Consider the following 19,065-nt stretch of genomic DNA (forward strand, 5'->3'; position numbering starts at 1 on the left):
CGGGCAATGAATTGACGCAGGTCCAGATTCGCGAACGCCGTTGATCGACATTGGCGTGATGGTTCGATCCAGCCAAACAACCAGCACTCGGTGGCGTCGATCATTCAGCCAGCGCGGCCTTCAGTGCGGTGCGTATGTCGGGGCAGGCGAACTCGAAGCCCTCGCCCGTGAGTCGCGTGGGATAGATCCGCGCGCCGCCCAGCAGCAGTTCGTCGGCCATCTCGCTACCAACCATCAAACGCACGGCGAAGGCGGGAGTGCGCATCACGGTGGGACGATGCAGTAGCTCGCCCAGTGTTTGAGTGAACTCGCGATTCGTCACGGGGTTGGGCGCCGTGGCGTTGACCGCGCCGTGCAGCGGGTCGTGGTCCAGGGCAAACTGAATCGCGGAGACCACGTCGGCGAGCGCTACCCAGCTCATGTATTGATCGCCCGAGCCCAAGGTGCCGCCGGCCCCCATGCGGAATGGCGTGAGCATCTTGGAGAGCGCTCCCCCTTCGCTGCTGAGCACCACGCCGATGCGTATCTGGCACACCCGAATGCCCGACTCCCATGCGGGCTGCGTGGCGGTTTCCCAGTCGCGACACACGTCGGCCAGGTAGCCCTTGCCGCCAGGCGAGGTCTCGTCGATGCGTTCGTCGCCCCGTACACCGTAATAGCCAATGGCCGAAGCGTTTACGTGAACGCGGGGCTTTTTTTCGAATCCTGCCAGGGTCTCGCACAACAGCCGTGTGCTTTTAACGCGGCTTTCGCGAATCTTCTGTTTGTATTCGTCGGTCCAGCGGTGCTCGGCCAGGCCGGCACCCCCAAGATGCACCGTGGCGTCGACGCCCTGCAGTGCGTCGGTATCGATCTCGCCTGCCGAGGGCTTCCAGTAGATCTCGCGATCTGGATCTTTGACCGGTCGGCGGACCAGTCGCTTGACGGTGTGGCCATCGAGTTCGAGCGCGGTGCACAGGGCCGAACCAATTAAACCCGATGCCCCGCCGATGGCAATCACTTGCGAAGGATGGTTGATCATGGAGTGTCGCTCGCTTGATAGCCGTGCGTGTTTACCGCAGCGACTCTGTCCAGGGCGCCTGCAGGTGACAGTATAAGTAGTATGGTCTGGGCGGCTAGTACTTCGCAACGCCGTATTCAGAGTCAGGCGGAAGCAACTGGGCGCGGATTTGCTCGATAACACCCGCAGATGGCGCAATCGGCGCACATTGCAAGCCGAGCTCGCCAAGCAAGATTAGCGAGTTGTCGACCCCGTAGCGGCAAAATCGGTCCGCTGCACCGGGCGACGATCGCTTGCACAGCGGAAACCCACGTTGCTCGCCGTGTGGTGAGGCGGGGCATGCCCGCGGGCGGATACGGCCAACTCGCTGCCCGCCCCGCCGGTGCTTAGCCACGATCCACCGCGCAAGACGCGAGCCTCGCCACTGAGCGGGCCGGTAGGATTCTGCTTGGGACTGGCAAAGTAGTAGTCGGCCGCGTACCAATCGTGACACCAGCACCACACGTTGCCGGCCATGTCGTACAGTCCGAAGCGATTGGGCGGATACTGGGCCACTGGGGCCAGTCCGCGAAAGCCGTCATGGCCGAGGTCCTGCTGCGGAAAGCGGCCCTGCCAGAAGTTGGCTTGTGGCATCGAGCCATGCAGTTGATCGCCCCAGGCGTACGTGCTCTCCATCAAACCGCCGCGCGCCGCCACTTCGTACTCGGCTTCACTCAACAGACGCTTGCCAGCCCAACGGGCGTAGGCCACCGCGTCGTCCCAACTGACATGCACGACGGGCAGGTCGCCCCGCGCGGCCAGCGTGCTGAGCGGTCCCTCGGGTGCGTCCCACTGCGCGCCGTTGACCTCCAGCCATTCGTGGCGGTCGAGGTCGAAGACCAGCGACGAGCCGCGCCGCTCGGCCGTGGTTCGATAGTCGGTCGCCGCGACGAACTGGGCGAACTGATCGTTGGTCACCGGGCGGATATCCACCCAGAAGGCGTCGAGGTCGACTTCATGTTCCGGTTTGCGATCGAGCTGGCTGCTGTTGGAACTGCCGACCAGGGCGTGCGACGAGGCGATGCGGACCATGCCAGCTTGCTCGACTAAGGGCGGATCGCCGGCGGCTGCCACTTCGATGGGCGTAGCCGGATCGATGGGTCCATGCCACCAAAAGAACATTGCCCGCCCCGCCGCCCACATGCCAATCGGCAAGGGCGCCACCAGCACGATGAGCACGATGGTCCAAAAGCGGTTTTGCATGTGAAAAGCGTCCTGCTTTCGGCTGTTAGCAATCAGCAAGAAGGTGCGATACCGCCTTCAATCGGAACATTGGCATTGAGCATTCGAATTGGGGCGCTCACCGTCGTTTGTCTTTATAGTACTTGCTGAGCTTCTGCAGCTCCCGTCGTTCGCTGGACGAGAGGCTGTCCTGGCCCGAGGCAGCGATCTTCTCCAACAGCTGATCCAGCCGCAGTTTTTTCTTGTCTTCTTGGTTTTCGGGCCGGTGCACTTTCAACTTCGGTCGCCGCTTGAGACTGGGCATCTTCGCACCGGTTGGCAGGTAGTTCATCAGCCGGATGCCCGACTTGTAGTACAGGTAGGCGAACAGGAAGCCGCCCAAGTGTGCGGTGAAGGCCACTCCTCCGCCGCCGCCAAATGCTCCCAGCATGTCCGAACCCACGATGAACACGCCCAACACCCAGGCCGGCATCGGGATGAAGAACATGAACAGGATCGTAACGCGTGGATACAAAATGATGAACAGCAGCAGTACGGCGGAGACGCCGCCCGAGGCCCCAATCACCGTGGCCTGCTGCCCCGCGATAAGCACCGTGAGGCTCCAGAACAGCCCGGCGAAGACAATCGACGCCAAATAGAAGGCGAGAAACTCCTTGCCGCCATAACGGTCTTCGACCATCCGACCGAACATCCACAGCACAAACATGTTGCCGGCGATGTGCCACAGTTTCCATGGATCGTGCAAGAATCCGTAAGTCAACAACCCCCATGGCGCGAACAACCAATCCGAGTGCAGGGCAAACAACTGGTCGAACCAGGAACCTGGCGGTGGAGCACGAAACACAAGTTGCACGACGAACACGATGGCCGTGACGATGACGATTTTCACCGTTACCGACTGCACACCGCCAAAGTGCAGGCCTGGTTGGTCGCGATAGCCGTAACCATCGTCGTACCCGTAGCGTCCGTAATCGCGGTCGTTGATGCCCATGAGGCCTTTGATCGAAAGAATGCTAGCAAATCGTCTGCGGCGGGGACGCCGCTGGGGGTGCCACCATATCTTACGTCACGAACCACATAAAGAGCAGCCGCGCCGCGCGGCGGCCTAACCCCGCTATTCGGGTAGGCGAAGGGTGCGGGAAGGACGTGAAGGGGGCCGATTTCACCGCTATTCGATGCTGGAGCCCATGTCGCGGGCCAGATCGCTGTTCTGCTGCAGAAGATCCGACAGCAGGGCCTGGGCGTTGGAGAGTTGGGTTTCGACCTGCGACTGGTGGGCCTGGATGGCCTGGCGGTCGCGTGAGGTGCCGGCCACATCCTGACGCAGTTTGCCCTGCTCCGCCTCGTGCATCGATTGCACTTTGCGGGCGCTGGTCAGCGCCTGGTTGAGCAACTTGTTGTCTTCGACCAGTGCGTTGTGGTCGGCTTCCATTTGCGTGTAGCGCTTCGAGAATTCCTGGAACAGCAGGTTGTAATCTCGCAGCGTACGGCTGTACTTGAACTGGGTGCTCGCATTCCAGTCGTCGGGCAACACGAGTTCGCCGTCCGTGTTGTAACCGACCTTGTTGAAGTCTTCGTCGCCTGGTTGCGCGGGCCCACCATGACGAAGGTACTCTTCCACCGATTCGGAAGGTAGCAGTTGCTGGAGTTGTTCATCCGTGGTGCCGGCCAGAATCTCCAAAATACCCTCTGGGTGCTGGTCGACGGGCATGTTCTCGTACATGATCCAAGGCCCGCGGGTCTTCTGCAATCGCTCCATTGCCCGCTGATCGAACTGCGAAGCCGGTTGCACCTGGATTTGCTGATCGCCGGTGTTGGTCACCCGGAAGTCGCCGATGTACTGCGGTCCATTCTGGTTGCGCGGCTGAGCGTCGCCCTGTTCGAAGACGTACAGAATGGTGTCGTTGGCAATGCCGTGAGGCGAAGGCGCTGGAATGCTCAGCGTAAAGGTAACCGTGGCGGGATCGACGTTCTCAATGCTAACGTCGCGCCATACCCGCCCCCGCACCCGGGAGACCATACCCAAGTCGTGGGCCAGGTCGCGGACACTGAGCATGCGTGGCACGTCGTCCTCGCTGCTGGTCTCGGACATTTGCACGGGTATCTCGGCCCCCTCGAGTTGGCCGATGATCTGCTGGTTCTCGGTGCCGAACTTCAGGGCCGCGACTTGCGGTTCGAGCTGCTCGATCTGCCTCTGATTCTTCGCATTGGCTTCGCCATACAGTCGCTGGATGCGGAACACCTCGCCGGCCAGGATGAAGAACGCCAGGGAGAGCAGAAACACCGTCTCGGTGAGCAGCACATGCGACCAGTGCCAGTACTTCGAGCAGAAGTAGCACGCCACGAACGACAACACCAGCAGCAGGCCTAGTACGAGTAACGTAATCATCGACTAACGAATCCTTGCTGCAATACGAGCGACGACGCCAGACACGGAACTTGGCGTCGAGGTGATGTGAAGTTGGGTAAACTGCCTGTATCGATGATAAATGGGCCCGCCGGTGCGGTCAACTAATCCGAGCGGTTCCTGCCGGTCGTAAGTACCGCGTGCAGCGGCATTTAGGCAAACCGCGGCCGCACAACCGGCAGAACCCGTACGCGGGGCCACTCGGGCGATGCCGGAACGCCCAATGCTTCGGTGCCGAAATTCGTGAATATTGCGTTGCCATCGGGCACTGCGCCGGCTGAGTCGACAGCGGCTCACCCGGCACCGCGGTTCCGGCACTGCGGTTTCTACGGAACAAAAAGCTTGCCTGTTCCGTACACTCTCGTGGAGGAAATCGCAGCTATTGTTTCCGGCATCGGGGCCCCGCAGGCGGTTGCACCAAAGATCTGCTAAATTGGTGCGAATGCTAAAAAAGTGGCCCCAACAGGGGCTTTTCGCGCACTTCCGTAAGTACCGGGCAGGGAACTCTCAGGCCCGGCTCTGCGTCCAATTCTCAAACACAACTGGTTTGTATCCTTGGCCGACCAGCACACCGACGCCGAATGTATTGCTAAAGCTCGCCAGGGCGAGCGTGCGGCGTTCGACACGCTTGTGCTAAGGTACCAGGACCGACTGTTCAACACCCTTGCGCGGCTAATGGGCTCGTCCGACGACGCCCTGGATATCGCCCAGGACGCCTTCGTGCAGGCCTACGTAAAGCTCGACACGTTCAAGGAAACAGCCGCCTTTTACACGTGGCTGTACCGCATTGCGTTTAACCTGGCGATGAGTCATGGGCGAAAACGGCGGCCACTCACAATCATGGACACAGACGATACAACCCGTAACATTGAACCGGCCAGCACGGCAGTCTCGCCCAGCGAGCCCCTGGAATCGGCCGAACGAGTGGCGGGGGTGCAAGCTGCGATCCACGATTTGGCAGACGAACATCGCCAGGTGGTGGTGCTGCGGGAATTGGAAGGATGCGACTATGAACAGATCGCCGACATACTAGAAATACCCATCGGCACCGTACGCAGCCGCCTGTTCCGCGCCCGCGCCTGCTTGAAAGAGAAACTAGCAACCATGGTGGATTAGGTGACGGCTTCTTTCCGACGAGGCGCAATCTCGTCGGTCAGGGACTTCGGCTCCGCACGATCGGACCAGCCGATCGAAATTCCACCGATTGAAACGCCATACCCTCAACGCCCCGCTTTCCCGTGTCCCAGACCCCTTTCCAACCCGACGACGAGCTGCTGAGCGCCTACATCGATGGCGAACTGTCGGCCGATGAGCTGCGCGCGGTGGAAGAGTGGATTGCCACCGACCCAGCGGCGCAGGCTCTGGTGGAAGAACTGCGGAATGTCTCGAACACGGTGCAGTCGCTACCCCGCACGGCGGTGCCCGCCGAATGGACCGCCCAACTCGCGCAGCGGCTCGACGAAGCCACGAGCAGTAAGACGTCGTTGGGGGCGAAGCACGAAGAGAACGGCCAGGCCGGCGGTATAGCCAGCTTGCCCATTGGTCGCAGCAAACGCGGCTGGTGGTGGTCGGCCGCAGCCATTGCAGCAGCCGTGGCGGTGATGGCCATGCTGCCGCAAGCCAACCTGAATGACCAGGTGGCAAAGAACACGCCCACTACCAAAGCACCCGCGGCGGGAAGCGAACTTGCCAGGGCGCCGATGCTCGAAGGCACGGAAGGCGAACGGATGACCATGTCGGCGCCTCCCAGCGACGGGGCGGCAGCTCCTTCGCTAGACGCACTAGCTACAGAAGATCTGTCAGCCGATATGCCAACACCTCCAGAATTCGCACCGGAAGCGACGCCCGAAAGAGCCGACTTCGCACGCATGGCCGAGGCGCCCCTGGCGGCTACGGCCGAGCCGACAGCGCCCGTCGAGCCCGTCGACAACACCTACCTGATTGTCTGGTGTGAGGTACCGCCCGAGACGCTCCGCCAGCGCGAAATCAACAACGTGCTGGGCGACAACGGCATACAGATCGACGATCGCACCGAAAGCTGGTTGGCAGCGGCCGAACCGGTGCGTCAGCAGATCGCCATGCGTAACCGCATCGCCGTCGAAAACAGCAGCGGCCCACGAGGTCGCGTACGGTCGGTCGAAGGCACCGCCAGTCGCGAGTCGGCGGCCGCATCAACGCGAAGCTTTGCTCCCGCCGAAGCCACAGGTCGGAGCGCCAGCCCACCCCTGGCCGGCCGCAATCAACCCACCACGTCGGACGCCGGTGTGGGGCAAGAAAACGACCTCGACGAACGTGACCGCGACAACAAGCAACAAGACGAAGAAGCCGATGCGGAAGCGGACGAGAGCGTCGAGATCGAAGGCGAGACCATTCTGGTCGACGCCACGGCCGACCAGATTGCCAGCTGCCTGGCTGCCATGCAGAACGATCCGGGCAACTACGCATCGATTACCGTCGAACCGGTGAGCAAACAGGCTATCGCCGAACAATTAATCCAGAATCGCCGGGGGGGCGCTGCCGCGGGCCGTGCCGGACTTTCGTTGCGGATGGGGGTGCAAGACGGCGAGCAGAATGCCGACGACGCTGCCACCGTCGACTTGGCCGATTCCATGGAAGGGAAAGTCGCCATGGAAGCACAAGCCGCCAACGAGGCGGAAATCAGTCAGCAGGTAACGGAACTTCAGGTGCAGCGGCCGCAGGCCCGTCGCCTGCAGCGTCCCAAAGACTGGTACTACTACAACACGGCTCCGCAGGACGATCAGCAAGGCATTCCGCTGCCGGTCTACCAGGATGCCAACAGCAAGGTCGCGGCCGAGGACAAGACCTTAGCCAATGGCAAAACAGCGAAACTCGAAGAATTGAACCGGCTGGTCAAACAACAACAGCAAGTGCGGCCGCAGCAGTCACTGCAAGCGCCACTTAAAGAACAGCAGCCCGTGCAGGTGCTGTTCGTACTGCGTAACTCCCGTCTGTCCAATCCGGCCCTCTCGGCCGGTCCCGCCACGGCGAGCGAAATCGCGCCGGCCGAAGCCATGGAGGCCAGCCCTGCCCCCGCCAGCGAATCGCCGTAAGGCTGTTTTTGCGGTTAGCACTAGCCCGGCGAGTGTGGCGGCGACCACCCTTTGGATGGTCTTAAGCTGTAGACCAGTCTACATTGGCGTCGATGATTCGAGGGATCGGGGACGCCCCCCGGCTCGCTAGTATCCATTCAAGGCTGGAGAACATTCCGCATGGCTGACGTGAAAATTCGTATGCGCCCCAACGGGCCGTTTGTGGTCGAGGGACCTTTCGAGCTGACCGACTCGGAGGGCAACAAGTTCGACATCCCGGCCGATAAGCCGGCCATCGCCCTGTGCCGGTGCGGCGAATCGGCCAAGCGTCCGTTCTGCGACGGATCCCATAAAGGATGTGGTTTCGACTCCGACGAGCGGGCTGCGTCCTGACACCTGGCAAGAGGCGAGCGACGATGGTTTTTCGCTGGTCGTCGCTCGCCACTGGCCACCGGTCGCCAGCGATCAACACCTTTTCCACCGTGCGGAATGCAGTGAGAAAAAACTGCGGGCGCACGATCCTAACGGTTGTCACGCACGTATCGCGCGCGGCGCGAGATTCTCGCCGCGAAGTTGCTAGCAACTATCTGTGCGCGGCCTCCGCAAGCGTGCTAGAATCGCCGCCCCGTCGCTTGCTGAACGAGTGCAAGCGGCCCCGATTCGACTACTCCCTCACGAGTGCGCAGGAGGCATCCATGGCCCAGGACGAAACCACCCAGGAACCCACGACCAACACCGCCGGCCAGGTGGACGACGCCTCGCGGCCGTTCGTCGGCAAGTGGCACACGCTGGTCAGCACCACCAACTGGGAGAAGGGCCGCATCATCAACGAGTGGCGCTCCGCCAAGCAGAAGGCGGGTGAAGAGGTCAGCGAATACTCGGACGAAGCCTGGGCCTCGCTGGTGGGCGAGGTGACCAGTCAGCACGTCGGCCGGTTGCGACGCGTGTTCGAAAAGTATGGCGAAACCTACACCCAGTACGAAGGCCTGTACTGGAGCCACTTCCACGCCGCGCTCGACTGGGACGACGCCGAAATCTGGCTCGAAGGTGCCCTGCAAAAGGGGTGGTCGATCTCGCAAATGCGCAAGGCTCGCGACAAAGCCCACGGCACCTCCGAAGACGACTCGGACGTCTCGATGTCGAAGGTGGCGAAGGACGAGCTCGATGCCTCTTCGGGCGGCGAACTGGCTACCGTGGTCGACCCCGATGACGAGGACGGTGAATCCGCCTCATCCGGTGAGCCCAATGAAAGGGCCGAACACGACGACGAGTCGGAGGCCCCTTTCGACGAGGAGACTTCCGCCCCGGGCATGCCCGCCGCGCCCAAGCATCGGCCCTTCGAGTCGCTCAAAGAACTTCCGGACGACCTGGCCGACGCCTTCGAAGCAATGAAGCTGGCCATCCTGGCCCACAAGCTGTCGAACTGGGAAGACGTTTCCAGGGATGACGTGCTGGCCTCGCTCGATGCCCTGAAGGCGCTAGCGGTGGCTCCTTCGGAGTGAGATTCTGGCCCGCGAACGGATGCCAGTTCACGTGCGTTTATTGGTGTCCATTCGTAGGTTTCAATTCGCCGCGCATCTTCGCGACTTCGCAGCGAATTACTCCCCCACCACACTCATCCCCAAATAGATCGCCAGCGCCGCGCCGGACAGCGCCACCAGAACCGAGATCCATAGGCTGAGCCTGGGCCAGTGTCGCGTGGGGGGAAATGAACCCTGAAACTCCTTGACGAAGTGCTGGTGCTGCCAGGCGGCCAGGGCGATCATCGCAGTGCCTAGCAGGATGAACGCGATGCCGATAATCGATGAGGCCAGCGGGTTGCCTCCTTCGACCTGGCCACGGATCATTCGCAGGAACATACCGAACTTCGCCACCAGAAACCCCAGCCCGATGACCGCAATGCCGCTACGCAGCCAGGCCAGCAGCGTCCGCTCGGCCGCCAGGTAGACTCGTGGATCGGATGAGTCGCTCACGTGCTGGCTTCCTTCGCTGGCTGACTGGTTTCCCACGTCGAACGCCCCAGGCGATATACGACGTGCTCCCGTAAAGGACTCTCCTCGGGCACGGCGGGATGGTCGAATTGCTCGCCATTGTACTGCATCCCGATCCGCTGCATCACACGCTGCGATCGTTGGTTGATTGTGGCCGTGTACGAGACAATCTCGTCGAGGTGTAGCTCCTCGAACCCCACTCGCAGCGCCGCGCGAGCTGCCTCGGTGGCGAAACCTTGCCCCCAGTATTCCGGCAGCAATCGCCAGCCGATCTCGACGCAGGGACTAATCGGCACAGGCGGATTGGGGCGATTCAGCCCGACGAACCCGATGAACGGCGCGACACCCCGCACCTCGACAGCCCAGAAACCCCATCCCTGCTCTTCAATGCGGCCGCGGAGCTTCTCTGCGAGCGCATCGCTCTTGTCGCGATCGAGCAACCAGGGAAAGTACTCCATCGCCACCGGATCGCCATTGAGTCGAGCAAACGGCTCGTAGTCGCCAGCCCGCCACTGGCGAAGCAGCAATCGCTCGGTTAACGGTTCGATTCGTGACGGCATGGAGCAGGCACTCGCCAGGGCTAGGTTCCGCTGCGGAGCTTCGCCCGTTGCTCCTGCAGCGCGCGAATGTGCTCCAGGCTGTCGCGGGGCGTGGCGTTGATCAGCTTACGGGTGTAGTCCTCTTTCGGCACGGCATAGATGTTGTCGCTAGGGCCAAACTCGACGATCTTCCCCGCGTTCATCACCGCCATCATGTCGGCCATGAACTTCACCACCGACAGGTCGTGGCTGATGAAGATGTAGGTCAGACCGCGATCCTCTTGCAGCTTCTTCAGCAGGTTCAGCACCTGCGCCTGCACGGAGACGTCAAGCGCCGAGACCGACTCGTCGCAGATGATGAAGTCGGGCTCAACGGCCAGCGCCCGAGCGATGGAAATCCGCTGCCGCTGCCCGCCGCTGAACTCGTGCGGGTAACGTCGCAGGTGCTCTGGCTTCAGGTCGACTTCTTCCAGTAGCGCGGCAGCCTTGTCGCGGCGTTCGGCTTTGCTCTTGGCCAGGTTGTGGATAACCATCGGTTCGGTGAGGGTCGACTCGATGGTCATCCGCGGGTTCAACGAACCGTACGGGTCCTGGAAAATGATCTGCATGTTCCGCCGCATCGCCCGCATCTCGCCGCCGCGAAGGGCGAATACGTCGCGGCCCTCGTACAACACGTGGCCGCCCGTGGCGTTCACGAGTCGCAGGATCGCCCGGCCGGTGGTGGTCTTGCCACACCCGCTTTCGCCCACCAGCCCCAGCGTCTGTCCGCGATAAACGTTAAAGCTCACCCCGTCCACGGCCTTCACGTGATCGACCACGCGTGAAAAGACACCTTTGCGAACAGGAAAGTGCACCTCGAGGTCTTTCACCTCTAACAACGGCTTCGCGTCGTCCGGCACCATGGTGGAGTCGGGCGAGTGATGACCTTCTTCCCAAGGATGCCCCATGGCGGCCAGTTCATCGCGCGGATGCAGCAGTCGCCCGCGACCGTGGGTCATCAGTTGCTGGAGCCGCACGTCGTCGAGCTTCTTCTCGATGATCTTCACGTCCGGACCGTCGGGCGTTTCGATCGGTTCCGACTCCATGAAGTCGCTCACGGTCGGCAGCAGGCGATACTTCGTATCGAGCCGCGGCCGGCAGGCGAGCAAACCCTTGGTGTACGGGTGCTGAGGGTTCTCGAAAATCTGCAGCACGTCGCCGTATTCGACCATCTTGCCGCGGTACATCACCAGCACGTCGTCGGCAATCTCGGCGATCACCCCCAGGTCGTGCGTGATGAACAGGATGCTCATCCCGCGGGTGTCGCGCAGACGCCGCAAGATGTCGAGAATCTGCGACTGTATCGTCACGTCCAGCGCTGTGGTTGGCTCGTCGGCAATCAACAGCTGCGGATTGCAGGAGAGCGCCATGGCGATCATCACCCGCTGCTTCTGCCCTCCCGACATCTGGTGTGGATAATAGTCGACGCGGAGTTCGGGCTCGGGGATGCCGACTTCGCGGAACAAGTCGACGGTCTTCTTGCGTGCTTCGTCTTTCGACGTCTTCTGGTGCAGCACGATCGCCTCGGCCACCTGATCGCCCACCGTGAACACGGGGTTCAGCGAAGTCATCGGCTCCTGAAAAATCATGCTGATGTCTTTGCCGCGGATGTCGCGCATCTCGGGCTCGGGCAGCCTCACCAGGTCCTTGCCCAGGAACGAAATGCTGCCCGACTCGATCTCGGCCGAGGTCGCGAGGAGCTGCATGATCGACAGCGACGTGACACTCTTGCCCGAGCCGCTCTCGCCCACGATGCCGAGCGTATGCCCCCGCTCGACACGAAACGACACGTCGTTCACCGCCCGCACGGTGCCTTCCTCGGTGTGGAAGTAGGTGCGAAGGTTCTGGATATCAATAACAGGAGGGGCGGTGCTCATAAAGTAACCACGGATTTCACGGATAACACGGATGGAGTGTTAGAGATGCTAGGCGACGACTCGTTTCCACTCCAATTTGGCGAACTTGAAGTTCAAAAGAAGCGCCAGCCTGCACCCCGTAATGGCCAAGTACCCTGTCATTTGGGCCAAATGGGCGTCATTGAAAGTGGAGACAACTTTGGGGTCTGCAATGACGGATTCATCAACAATGAGGTCGGGAACTAGCGTCCCAACATTCTCACCTCGATAATGCACTGGGAACCTGCGTTGTTGCTCAATGGTGTGCCCTCGGTGTTGGAGTTCCAATACCAACGCATTCTCATAGACTTTTTCGTCGAGTCCTGGCTTCAGTTCGTTGAGTACTGTCATGGCAGCGCCAATGATACTGCGGGAAAGCTGTTCGTGAATCAGTTTTGACACGTCGGAGTCTCGTTTACCTGGTGTAAGTAGATCCGTGACATCCGTGTAATCCGTGGTTCTCCGTCAATCGTCGCTGCGTAGTCGGGGGTCGGTGGCTTCCTGCAGGCCTTCGCCAATCAAGTTGTAGGCCAGCACGGTGAAGAAGATGGCCAGGCCGGGGAAGACGATCAGCCACCAGGTTTGTTGGATGGTATCGCGTCCCTCGCGGAGGATGGTGCCCCAACTGGGGTTGGGGGGCGGGGTGCCGAAGCCGAGGAGCGACAGGCCGCTTTCGAGCAAAACGGCCGAGGCGATGCCGAACGTGATCGGCACCAACACCGGCGCCAGGCCATTGCGAAGGATGTGCTTGAACACGATTCGCAGTTGGCTGGCTCCCAGGCTCTTGGCCGCGGCGACGTAGTCCGATTGCTTCAGGCGGAGGAACTCGGCCCGGGTAAGGCGGGCGATGCCGGTCCACCGCGTCAGGCCGATCACTGCCATGATGTGCCAGATAGTGGCTTTCTCTACGATCGCCAACAGTGCCAGGATCAACACCAGTGCAGGGATGCAGAGCACTACCTCGATCAGCCGGCTGATAATGATGTCGGTCCATCCCCCGAAGTAACCGGCAATCGCCCCGAAAGTGATGCCCACCGTCGCGGCGATGCCCATCGAGACGAAACCAACCAATAGCGCGATGCGGGTGCCGTGCACCATCATGGCGAAGACGTCTTTGCCCTGCTGGTTCGTGCCGAACCAGTTGTAGCGACTTGGACTGCCGTCGGCGCCGGTGGGGTTCTCAGGCTGGCCAGGCCACTCCTCGCCGCCAACACGGCGAAAGGGATCCTGGTACACCAGCGGCCAGATCACCCAACTATCGGGGTCCTTCTCCTTGAACTTCGCAGGCGTGTACCGTTTGCGGAAGCGATCTTTCTGGAAGATCGGGTTCTCCCACTTCGGGTTGAAGTAGCCCATCGCAGGAAAGTAGAGATGGCCCTTGTACTTACACATCACCGGCTTGGTGCCCGCGATGGCGGGGGCAAAGATGGCCACCAAGGCCATGAACACGACGTACACCAGCGCCAGCATGCCGCCCGGACGACGGCGGAATCGGACCCATGTCTCCCGCCAGAAGCCGGGCGACTTCGGCGCGGGTTTGGGTGGATCGGGTGCCTTTTTATCGTCTGCCATGGCGTGCGGGTCAGGAGTAAGTAACGCGGGGATCGACCACCGAATACAACATGTCGGCCAACAACTGCCCGGCCAGCGTCAGCACGCTGAACATCAACGTCAGGCCCATAATGGTGGGATAATCCCGCTCGTTGAGTGCTTCGAAGAACAAGGTCCCCATGCCGGGCCAGCTAAAAATCATCTCCAGGATGATCGCGCCGCTCAGCAGGCTGGGGAGCGTCAAACCGACAAGCGTCACGAGAGGAATGAGCGTGTTACGGAACGCATGCTTGACCAGGATCGACCGCTCAGTGAGCCCTTTGGCTTTGGCCGTGCGGATGTAGTCCTGTCGGATGACCTCCTGCATGTTCGACTTAATGAACCGCGAGTAGTACGCCAGCGAGCCATAGGTAAAGCAGATGACCGGCAACAGGGCGTGCAGGAAGATGTCCCATGCTTGGCCCATCGCCGACAAGTCGGCGTAGTCTATCGACTTCATGCCACGCAGCGGCAGCCATTCGAGCTTCACTGCAAACAGTATCTGCAAGTACAGGGCGGCCACAAACGAGGGGAGCGAGTAAAGCATGTAGAGCAGCATGCTCACAGTGCGTTCGGCAATCGTGTTACTCCGCGCGGTGGACCACAGCCCCAGCGGAATCGACAACACATAAGTCAGCACCAGCGACGAAACCGTCAGCAACAAGGTGGGGCCGATCCGTCGCCCAATCAGCCGCACTACCGGCTCCTTGCGCGAGAGGCTGTTGCCCAAGTCGAACCGCGCCACCTTGCTGGCCCAATCCAAGTATCCCAGCGGCCACGGTTTGTCGAGGCCATACGCCTTCTCCAGGCGTTTCTGGTCCGCCTCGCTCATCTGCATGCTGGGATCGCCGACGGCCTGCACAATCGTGAGCGGCGTGCCCGGCATCATACGGATCAGCGCGTACACCAGGAAGGTGATGAGCACCAGCGTGATGGCGCCCACGAACAACCGACGGATGAAGTAGTGAATCATGTCAGCGGAACAGCTGGATGGCCGTGGTCCAAATTGCTACTTCGTCTTCCAAATGCCATTGATGCCCGGGCTCACACCATAGGGATCACGCGGGCTGAAATTGAACCCGCGAATGCTCTGATTCAAGCCGAACAGCGTGGGGCGATAGAACAACCACATGTAGGCCTGTTCGTTCCAGAGAATATCGTGAATTTCGGCATAGTACTCAGCCCGCTTCTGGCGATCAAACTCGGCCTGCGCCAGCTCGAAAAGCTCGTCTACCCGCGGATTGGAGTACTGCCCATAATTGCGGCCCCCCCCGGTCTTGAAGATGTTGTCGAGCGTCGAAGGATCGGTACCGGTGCCCCACCCTGCGATGGTGGCATCGAACTGATGCTTGAGCGACTTGTCTTGCAGCACGGTAAATTCGGTTGGTTTGACGTCCACCTGAATGCCGATCTGATCGAGGTTCGACTTCAATAGCGTACAAACCTTGATAGAGTTCGGCGTGGTCGAGCTGAGTAGCGTGAAGCGGAAAGGCACCAGTCGGCCGTTAATCTCCTTGTCGCGGACGCCGTCGCCGTCGCTGTCGTCCCAGCCAGCTTCGTCCAGCAAGTCTTCGGCGGCGTCGAGATCGCGTTGGTAAGCTTCGGGCTTATCCGAAGCCATCCAGCCGGTGGGATGGAACGGCCCCAAGCCCGCCGGGGCAAGGTCGTAGAAGATGCTAGAGAGCATCTCTTGATGGTCGAACGCCAAAGCGATCGCCTGACGAACCTTGGGATCTTGGAAATAGGGCCGTTTGACGTTCCACACAATGTGGAACTCGGTCCACTCCATGCCTCGCACCTTGGTGTTCTTGTCGTAGAAGTCCTGGCTATCGGTTTGGGTGAGCCACTGCTCGGCGCTCAGACGGCAGTCGTCGATGTCACCCGCCTTCAACGACAACAACGCCGTGTTGGGATCGATGATCACTTCGCAACGAATCTCTTTGAAGTACGGCCGAGGACGAATCTCTTTGCCGTCCTTCTGCCAGTAATCGTCGCGGCGGGTGAGAATGATGTTCTGACCACGCGAGCGTGACTTGTATTCATAGGGACCGCAAGTGACCGGCTTGTTGAGGAACTTCAAGTGGTACTGGCTGGTCTCCATCGTGGGGTCGTCGTCCACACTGTCTTTGTAGATGTGCTCGGGCACGATCGGAAAGACCAGGTTCTCGTCATTCGAGGCTAGTGCCTGCTTGTGGAAGATTACCAACGTGTGATCGTCGTACGCCTCGACCCACCGCAATTTGTCCGTACCTGAACGCACCGCAGGAATGGTCACACGGGGATTCATGATCGTTTGAAAAGAGAAGACAAAGTCGTGCGCCGTGACTGGTTCGCCATCAGACCACGCAAGGTCGTCCCGCAGAACGAACTTGTCCATCAGCTTGTCTTCGCTCGTCTGCCAAGAATCGATGAACTGCCTCATGCCGAACTTCTCAAAATCGGCATCGAAGCCAATCAGCGAGATGCCGGTAAGTTCGAGCAACTCCATCTCGACCGATGCACTGATCATCAGCGGGTTGAGGCTCTTCAGGTCGCCGCTTAGGTGGTGTACCCAGGTAGCATCCCAGTCGACCTGGTCGTCGCTCTCGGGAAGCTGCCGCATGACGCTGTAGATCTTCTCGTTGGCTTCTTCCGAATCGTTCTTTAGCGCCATCGCTTCCTCGGCGGAAACCAGGGGCGGGTGATCCTTCAAACGCTCCCGCAACAGATCGCGGCCGTAAGCCACTTTGCGGTCTTGCCAATTGGCCGAGGCGTCGAGTTCCTCCAGACTAGGAGGATCGTACTCTTCGAGCGGCTCGAAGATCTCCTTGTTCTCCGTGGTGTGACCTTCGGAGTCGCCCTCGTCCGTCGCGGTGTTGTCCGCTGATGTGCTGGGGGTCGACCTCATGCACCCCCCGGTCGCCACGAGAACTACAACAAGAAGTGCCAGCACCCCGCTCCAAGGGCACCAGCGGGCCAAACCTATCCGAGCATCACGCGTCATCATCACATCCGCGGGAAAGAGGCAAAATGTCCGCGGCCAAAGTAGGCCAGTTCAAATTGGAACGGCTGTGAGATGCCCTAAGCCTTTTGGGGGCTAGAGCCTCGGATGCCGCCTGATTCGCCGTTCCAAGCCGTCATGCTAACAGTTTCGGCGAATTCTGGTCAATGCGCATGCACCGCCCAGCCTGCCCAGGTTCGGCAGGCCCTACTCGACGATGTAGCTGAAGTCGCTGATGAAGACCTCCGATACCCGCAGTTCCGGCACCGCGCGGCGGAGACGCAAATAGATCCTGCGGCGCAATGCGTGCAGGGTCGGGTCTTCGAACGCGGTGGACGGCACCAGCCGGGCCGAGGTGATCACCTGGTTGCGGACACGGTGCTGCCGCGAACCCCACGCCTGCTCGAATTGTGGCAGGTCCTCCTCGGACACTTCGACCCACACGGTGAAATCAAGTGTCACCTTCTCGCGTTCGACAGGATGAAAGTTCTTGATGCGGAAGTCGCCCAGCTTGAAGGCATGCCGCTGGGGCATGGTGGGCTGCTCTTGCGAGCCGGCGCTAGCGGCCTTGTCCGCCTTGTCGACCTGCTGGTCCGCAGCCGTGGCCGGGTACGCAGCCGACAGCAGGGCCACCAGCAGCAGTGCCAACCAGCCACGATGTGGCCCGGCGAATTCTCTGTTGGTTGTTGCGGATGTCACAGTCGTTTCACCTGCGGGTTGGCAATGTGGATACGTTCGAGATGCGCCGAGCCGATGTACGGCTTGAGCGAGTCGGCCAAGTGGGTCTTGAGCGTGGTCATCGTGGGGTCCAGCAGGTCTTCGATCGACGTATTACGGCACGTCTCGATCACCGTGTCGCGGAACCTTCCTTCCAGCCGCTCGTAGTTGCTGCGGAGCGTGCCCTCGTTCTCCGGCAACACCGCGGCGTATAGGCGAAACTCAATCTGCACTTGAGTGGCAGCAATCGGGCTGTCGCTGGTCGGTTCAACCGGAATCGGGATGACGTACTCCCCCAGTTCGATCGTAACCAGGTCCTCCAGGGCGGGGAGGCGTTCAAATCGTTCGATGGGCGAGAGTCCTTCGTCGCCACAACCTCCGAGCGCAGCGCACAGCACCGCTGTGGCGATCGTCAAATCGCGGCGGCGCGGCGGCAAGTTAGCGCAAGGATACTTCATCATCCAAGCATAGAACGCCGCTGAGTGGCTGCTGCGGTGGATCGCCGCGAGTGAAATTTTGCCCCACCGGTAATCCGCTTGTAGCGAATGCAACGAATGCGTCGACCAGTGACGGGGCGGCCAGCGGCGACAACCAAGGGATTCGCTGCCTGGGGGCCACAGGATGAACCATTCTTGAGTAGCACTCGCCGGGCACTGGCCCCGGAGGGATATTTCGCTGGCCAAATGGTCCCCCGCACTACTCCGATGAACTGCAAGCACCTAGTCCTGTTGAGCGTTATCGGCTGCCTGGCGACTGCCGGTTGCTACGACGGCAAGCGTCTGGTCGAGGCCGCGCGCAACCAGGCGATACGCACTCGGCTGGACGAAGTCGACCTGGGCGAGTACCGCACTACCCTGCCTCGCTACGACGCCGACAGTTCGGCGATGGAGATCGTAGTCGAACTGTACGGCACCGCGATCCGCTACAAGATTCCCGACGTAGAAAAAACCATCGAGCAAGACGACTATCGCCTCCGCCAGGCGGTGATCATCGCCCTGCGACGGACGACGGCCGCGGAGATTGCCGACCCGCACCTCACCACGTTCCGCGAGCGTCTGCTGACAGTGGTCAACGCCGAACTGGGCGAAACGCCCATCGAATCGCTGGGATTCCGCACGGTGCGGTTCATTCCGCTTTAGCGGCCTGCGTTACTGAAACGGAAAAGCCGCTTGCGACTCGCTCGGGCCGCCACTGCGAAGCCTGGTTGGGGGGGCAATCCAGCGGGTGGCCGTTTCGGTCAGGCGAAGCAAGCCGTGAGCGGATTTGGCTTCGATCTGCTCGATCCAAAACTGTCGGGGCCGGCCAGTGCTGGCGTTGAGGTGCACCCCCACGCGGACTTTGCCATGGCGGAAGCCCTGCTCGGCCAGGCGGCGGTGCGTGTAGCCCACCAGTTCAGACCGAGACATACGTGGCAGTTGCGAAAAGCGATTGGCGTCCTCGAGCACCTGGTCCAGGCGTTGCTCGGCCCGCACAAATAGCAGCACGTGCGCCAACAGCACCAGCCAAGCGGCAATGGCCACCAGGGCCGCCGCTCCGCGCAACACCCACCACGTACCGCGAACGGGCAGGTCGGAGGCCACCGGAGAAGCATAAGGCGAGGACATACCTTCCAGGCTAATCAGGCCTGGGCAGGTTG

19 protein-coding genes are annotated in these 19,065 nt (G+C 61.0%); 5 read left to right on the forward strand and 14 right to left on the reverse strand.

The genetic code is table 11. The annotated features are described in order from the left end of the window. Window positions 1–100: 100 nt before the first annotated feature. The 4 genes from NG895_RS08720 to NG895_RS08735 form a co-directional block, all read right to left on the reverse strand. Window positions 101–1,021: a TIGR01777 family oxidoreductase gene (locus tag NG895_RS08720; RefSeq protein ID WP_252852095.1), complete on the reverse strand. Its 921-nt coding sequence runs from the start codon at window positions 1,019–1,021 to the stop codon at window positions 101–103. Window positions 1,022–1,234: 213 nt separating this feature from the next. Then, entirely contained in the window at window positions 1,235–2,242 is a 1,008-nt protein-coding gene (locus NG895_RS08725) for a formylglycine-generating enzyme family protein (RefSeq protein WP_252852096.1), read from the reverse strand. Window positions 2,243–2,339: 97 nt separating this feature from the next. Then, on the reverse strand, window positions 2,340–3,212 hold the full coding sequence (locus NG895_RS08730; RefSeq protein ID WP_252852097.1) for a rhomboid family intramembrane serine protease: 873 nt from the start codon (window positions 3,210–3,212) through the stop codon (window positions 2,340–2,342). Window positions 3,213–3,389: 177 nt separating this feature from the next. Beyond that, entirely contained in the window at window positions 3,390–4,610 is a 1,221-nt protein-coding gene (locus NG895_RS08735; protein ID WP_252852098.1) for a hypothetical protein, read from the reverse strand. A gap of 573 nt (window positions 4,611–5,183) precedes the next feature. On the opposite strand from NG895_RS08735, the gene NG895_RS08740 reads away from it, so the two are divergent. The 4 genes from NG895_RS08740 to NG895_RS08755 all read left to right on the forward strand — a co-directional run bounded on the left by NG895_RS08740 (window position 5,184) and on the right by NG895_RS08755 (window position 9,180). Then, the gene (locus NG895_RS08740) at window positions 5,184–5,744 is read left to right on the forward strand and encodes a sigma-70 family RNA polymerase sigma factor (RefSeq protein WP_252852099.1); all 561 of its coding nucleotides are present in this window, start codon (window positions 5,184–5,186) and stop codon (window positions 5,742–5,744) included. Between the two features lie 122 nt (window positions 5,745–5,866). Beyond that, the gene (locus tag NG895_RS08745) at window positions 5,867–7,699 is read left to right on the forward strand and encodes an anti-sigma factor family protein (protein ID WP_252852100.1); all 1,833 of its coding nucleotides are present in this window, start codon (window positions 5,867–5,869) and stop codon (window positions 7,697–7,699) included. Window positions 7,700–7,858: 159 nt separating this feature from the next. Beyond that, window positions 7,859–8,071 carry a CDGSH iron-sulfur domain-containing protein gene (locus NG895_RS08750; RefSeq protein ID WP_252852101.1) on the forward strand — a complete coding sequence of 71 codons (213 nt, stop codon included), beginning with the start codon at window positions 7,859–7,861 and terminating at the stop codon, window positions 8,069–8,071. 302 nt (window positions 8,072–8,373) lie between these two features. Next, window positions 8,374–9,180, forward strand: coding sequence for a hypothetical protein (locus tag NG895_RS08755; RefSeq protein WP_252852102.1), 807 nt, complete (start codon window positions 8,374–8,376; stop codon window positions 9,178–9,180). Window positions 9,181–9,276: 96 nt separating this feature from the next. Here NG895_RS08755 and NG895_RS08760 read toward each other — a convergent pair whose 3' ends face one another. From NG895_RS08760 to NG895_RS08800, 9 genes are all read right to left on the reverse strand, one after another. Then, entirely contained in the window at window positions 9,277–9,651 is a 375-nt protein-coding gene (locus tag NG895_RS08760; protein ID WP_252852103.1) for a YidH family protein, read from the reverse strand. Then, window positions 9,648–10,229: a GNAT family N-acetyltransferase gene (locus NG895_RS08765; protein WP_252852104.1), complete on the reverse strand. Its 582-nt coding sequence runs from the start codon at window positions 10,227–10,229 to the stop codon at window positions 9,648–9,650. Before NG895_RS08765 ends, NG895_RS08760 begins: the two co-directional genes overlap by 4 nt. A 20-nt stretch (window positions 10,230–10,249) precedes the next feature. Continuing rightward, on the reverse strand, window positions 10,250–12,124 hold the full coding sequence (locus NG895_RS08770; protein ID WP_252852105.1) for an ABC transporter ATP-binding protein: 1,875 nt from the start codon (window positions 12,122–12,124) through the stop codon (window positions 10,250–10,252). 48 nt (window positions 12,125–12,172) lie between these two features. Then, window positions 12,173–12,544 (reverse strand): GxxExxY protein, encoded by a 372-nt coding sequence (locus NG895_RS08775; RefSeq protein ID WP_252852106.1) that lies wholly within the window; start codon window positions 12,542–12,544, stop codon window positions 12,173–12,175. A gap of 63 nt (window positions 12,545–12,607) precedes the next feature. Continuing rightward, complete coding sequence (locus NG895_RS08780) at window positions 12,608–13,714, reverse strand: ABC transporter permease (RefSeq protein ID WP_252852107.1); 1,107 nt, start codon at window positions 13,712–13,714, stop codon at window positions 12,608–12,610. A 10-nt stretch (window positions 13,715–13,724) separates the two neighbouring features. Continuing rightward, the gene (locus NG895_RS08785) at window positions 13,725–14,705 is read right to left on the reverse strand and encodes an ABC transporter permease (protein ID WP_252852108.1); all 981 of its coding nucleotides are present in this window, start codon (window positions 14,703–14,705) and stop codon (window positions 13,725–13,727) included. A 36-nt stretch (window positions 14,706–14,741) separates the two neighbouring features. Beyond that, entirely contained in the window at window positions 14,742–16,619 is a 1,878-nt protein-coding gene (locus tag NG895_RS08790) for an ABC transporter substrate-binding protein (RefSeq protein ID WP_252852109.1), read from the reverse strand. 300 nt (window positions 16,620–16,919) lie between these two features. Further along, entirely contained in the window at window positions 16,920–17,411 is a 492-nt protein-coding gene (locus NG895_RS08795) for a hypothetical protein (protein WP_252852110.1), read from the reverse strand. Then, entirely contained in the window at window positions 17,408–17,887 is a 480-nt protein-coding gene (locus NG895_RS08800; protein WP_252852111.1) for a hypothetical protein, read from the reverse strand. Before NG895_RS08800 ends, NG895_RS08795 begins: the two co-directional genes overlap by 4 nt. Window positions 17,888–18,133: 246 nt before the next feature. Here NG895_RS08800 and NG895_RS08805 point away from each other — a divergent pair, with 246 nt between their 5' ends. Then, complete coding sequence (locus tag NG895_RS08805) at window positions 18,134–18,568, forward strand: hypothetical protein (RefSeq protein ID WP_252852112.1); 435 nt, start codon at window positions 18,134–18,136, stop codon at window positions 18,566–18,568. A gap of 9 nt (window positions 18,569–18,577) precedes the next feature. Here NG895_RS08805 and NG895_RS08810 read toward each other — a convergent pair whose 3' ends face one another. After that, complete coding sequence (locus tag NG895_RS08810; RefSeq protein ID WP_252852113.1) at window positions 18,578–19,033, reverse strand: hypothetical protein; 456 nt, start codon at window positions 19,031–19,033, stop codon at window positions 18,578–18,580. Window positions 19,034–19,065: the final 32 nt, after the last annotated feature.

This window comes from Aeoliella straminimaris, assembly GCF_024054565.1.
GTDB lineage: Bacteria > Planctomycetota > Planctomycetia > Pirellulales > Lacipirellulaceae > Aeoliella > Aeoliella straminimaris.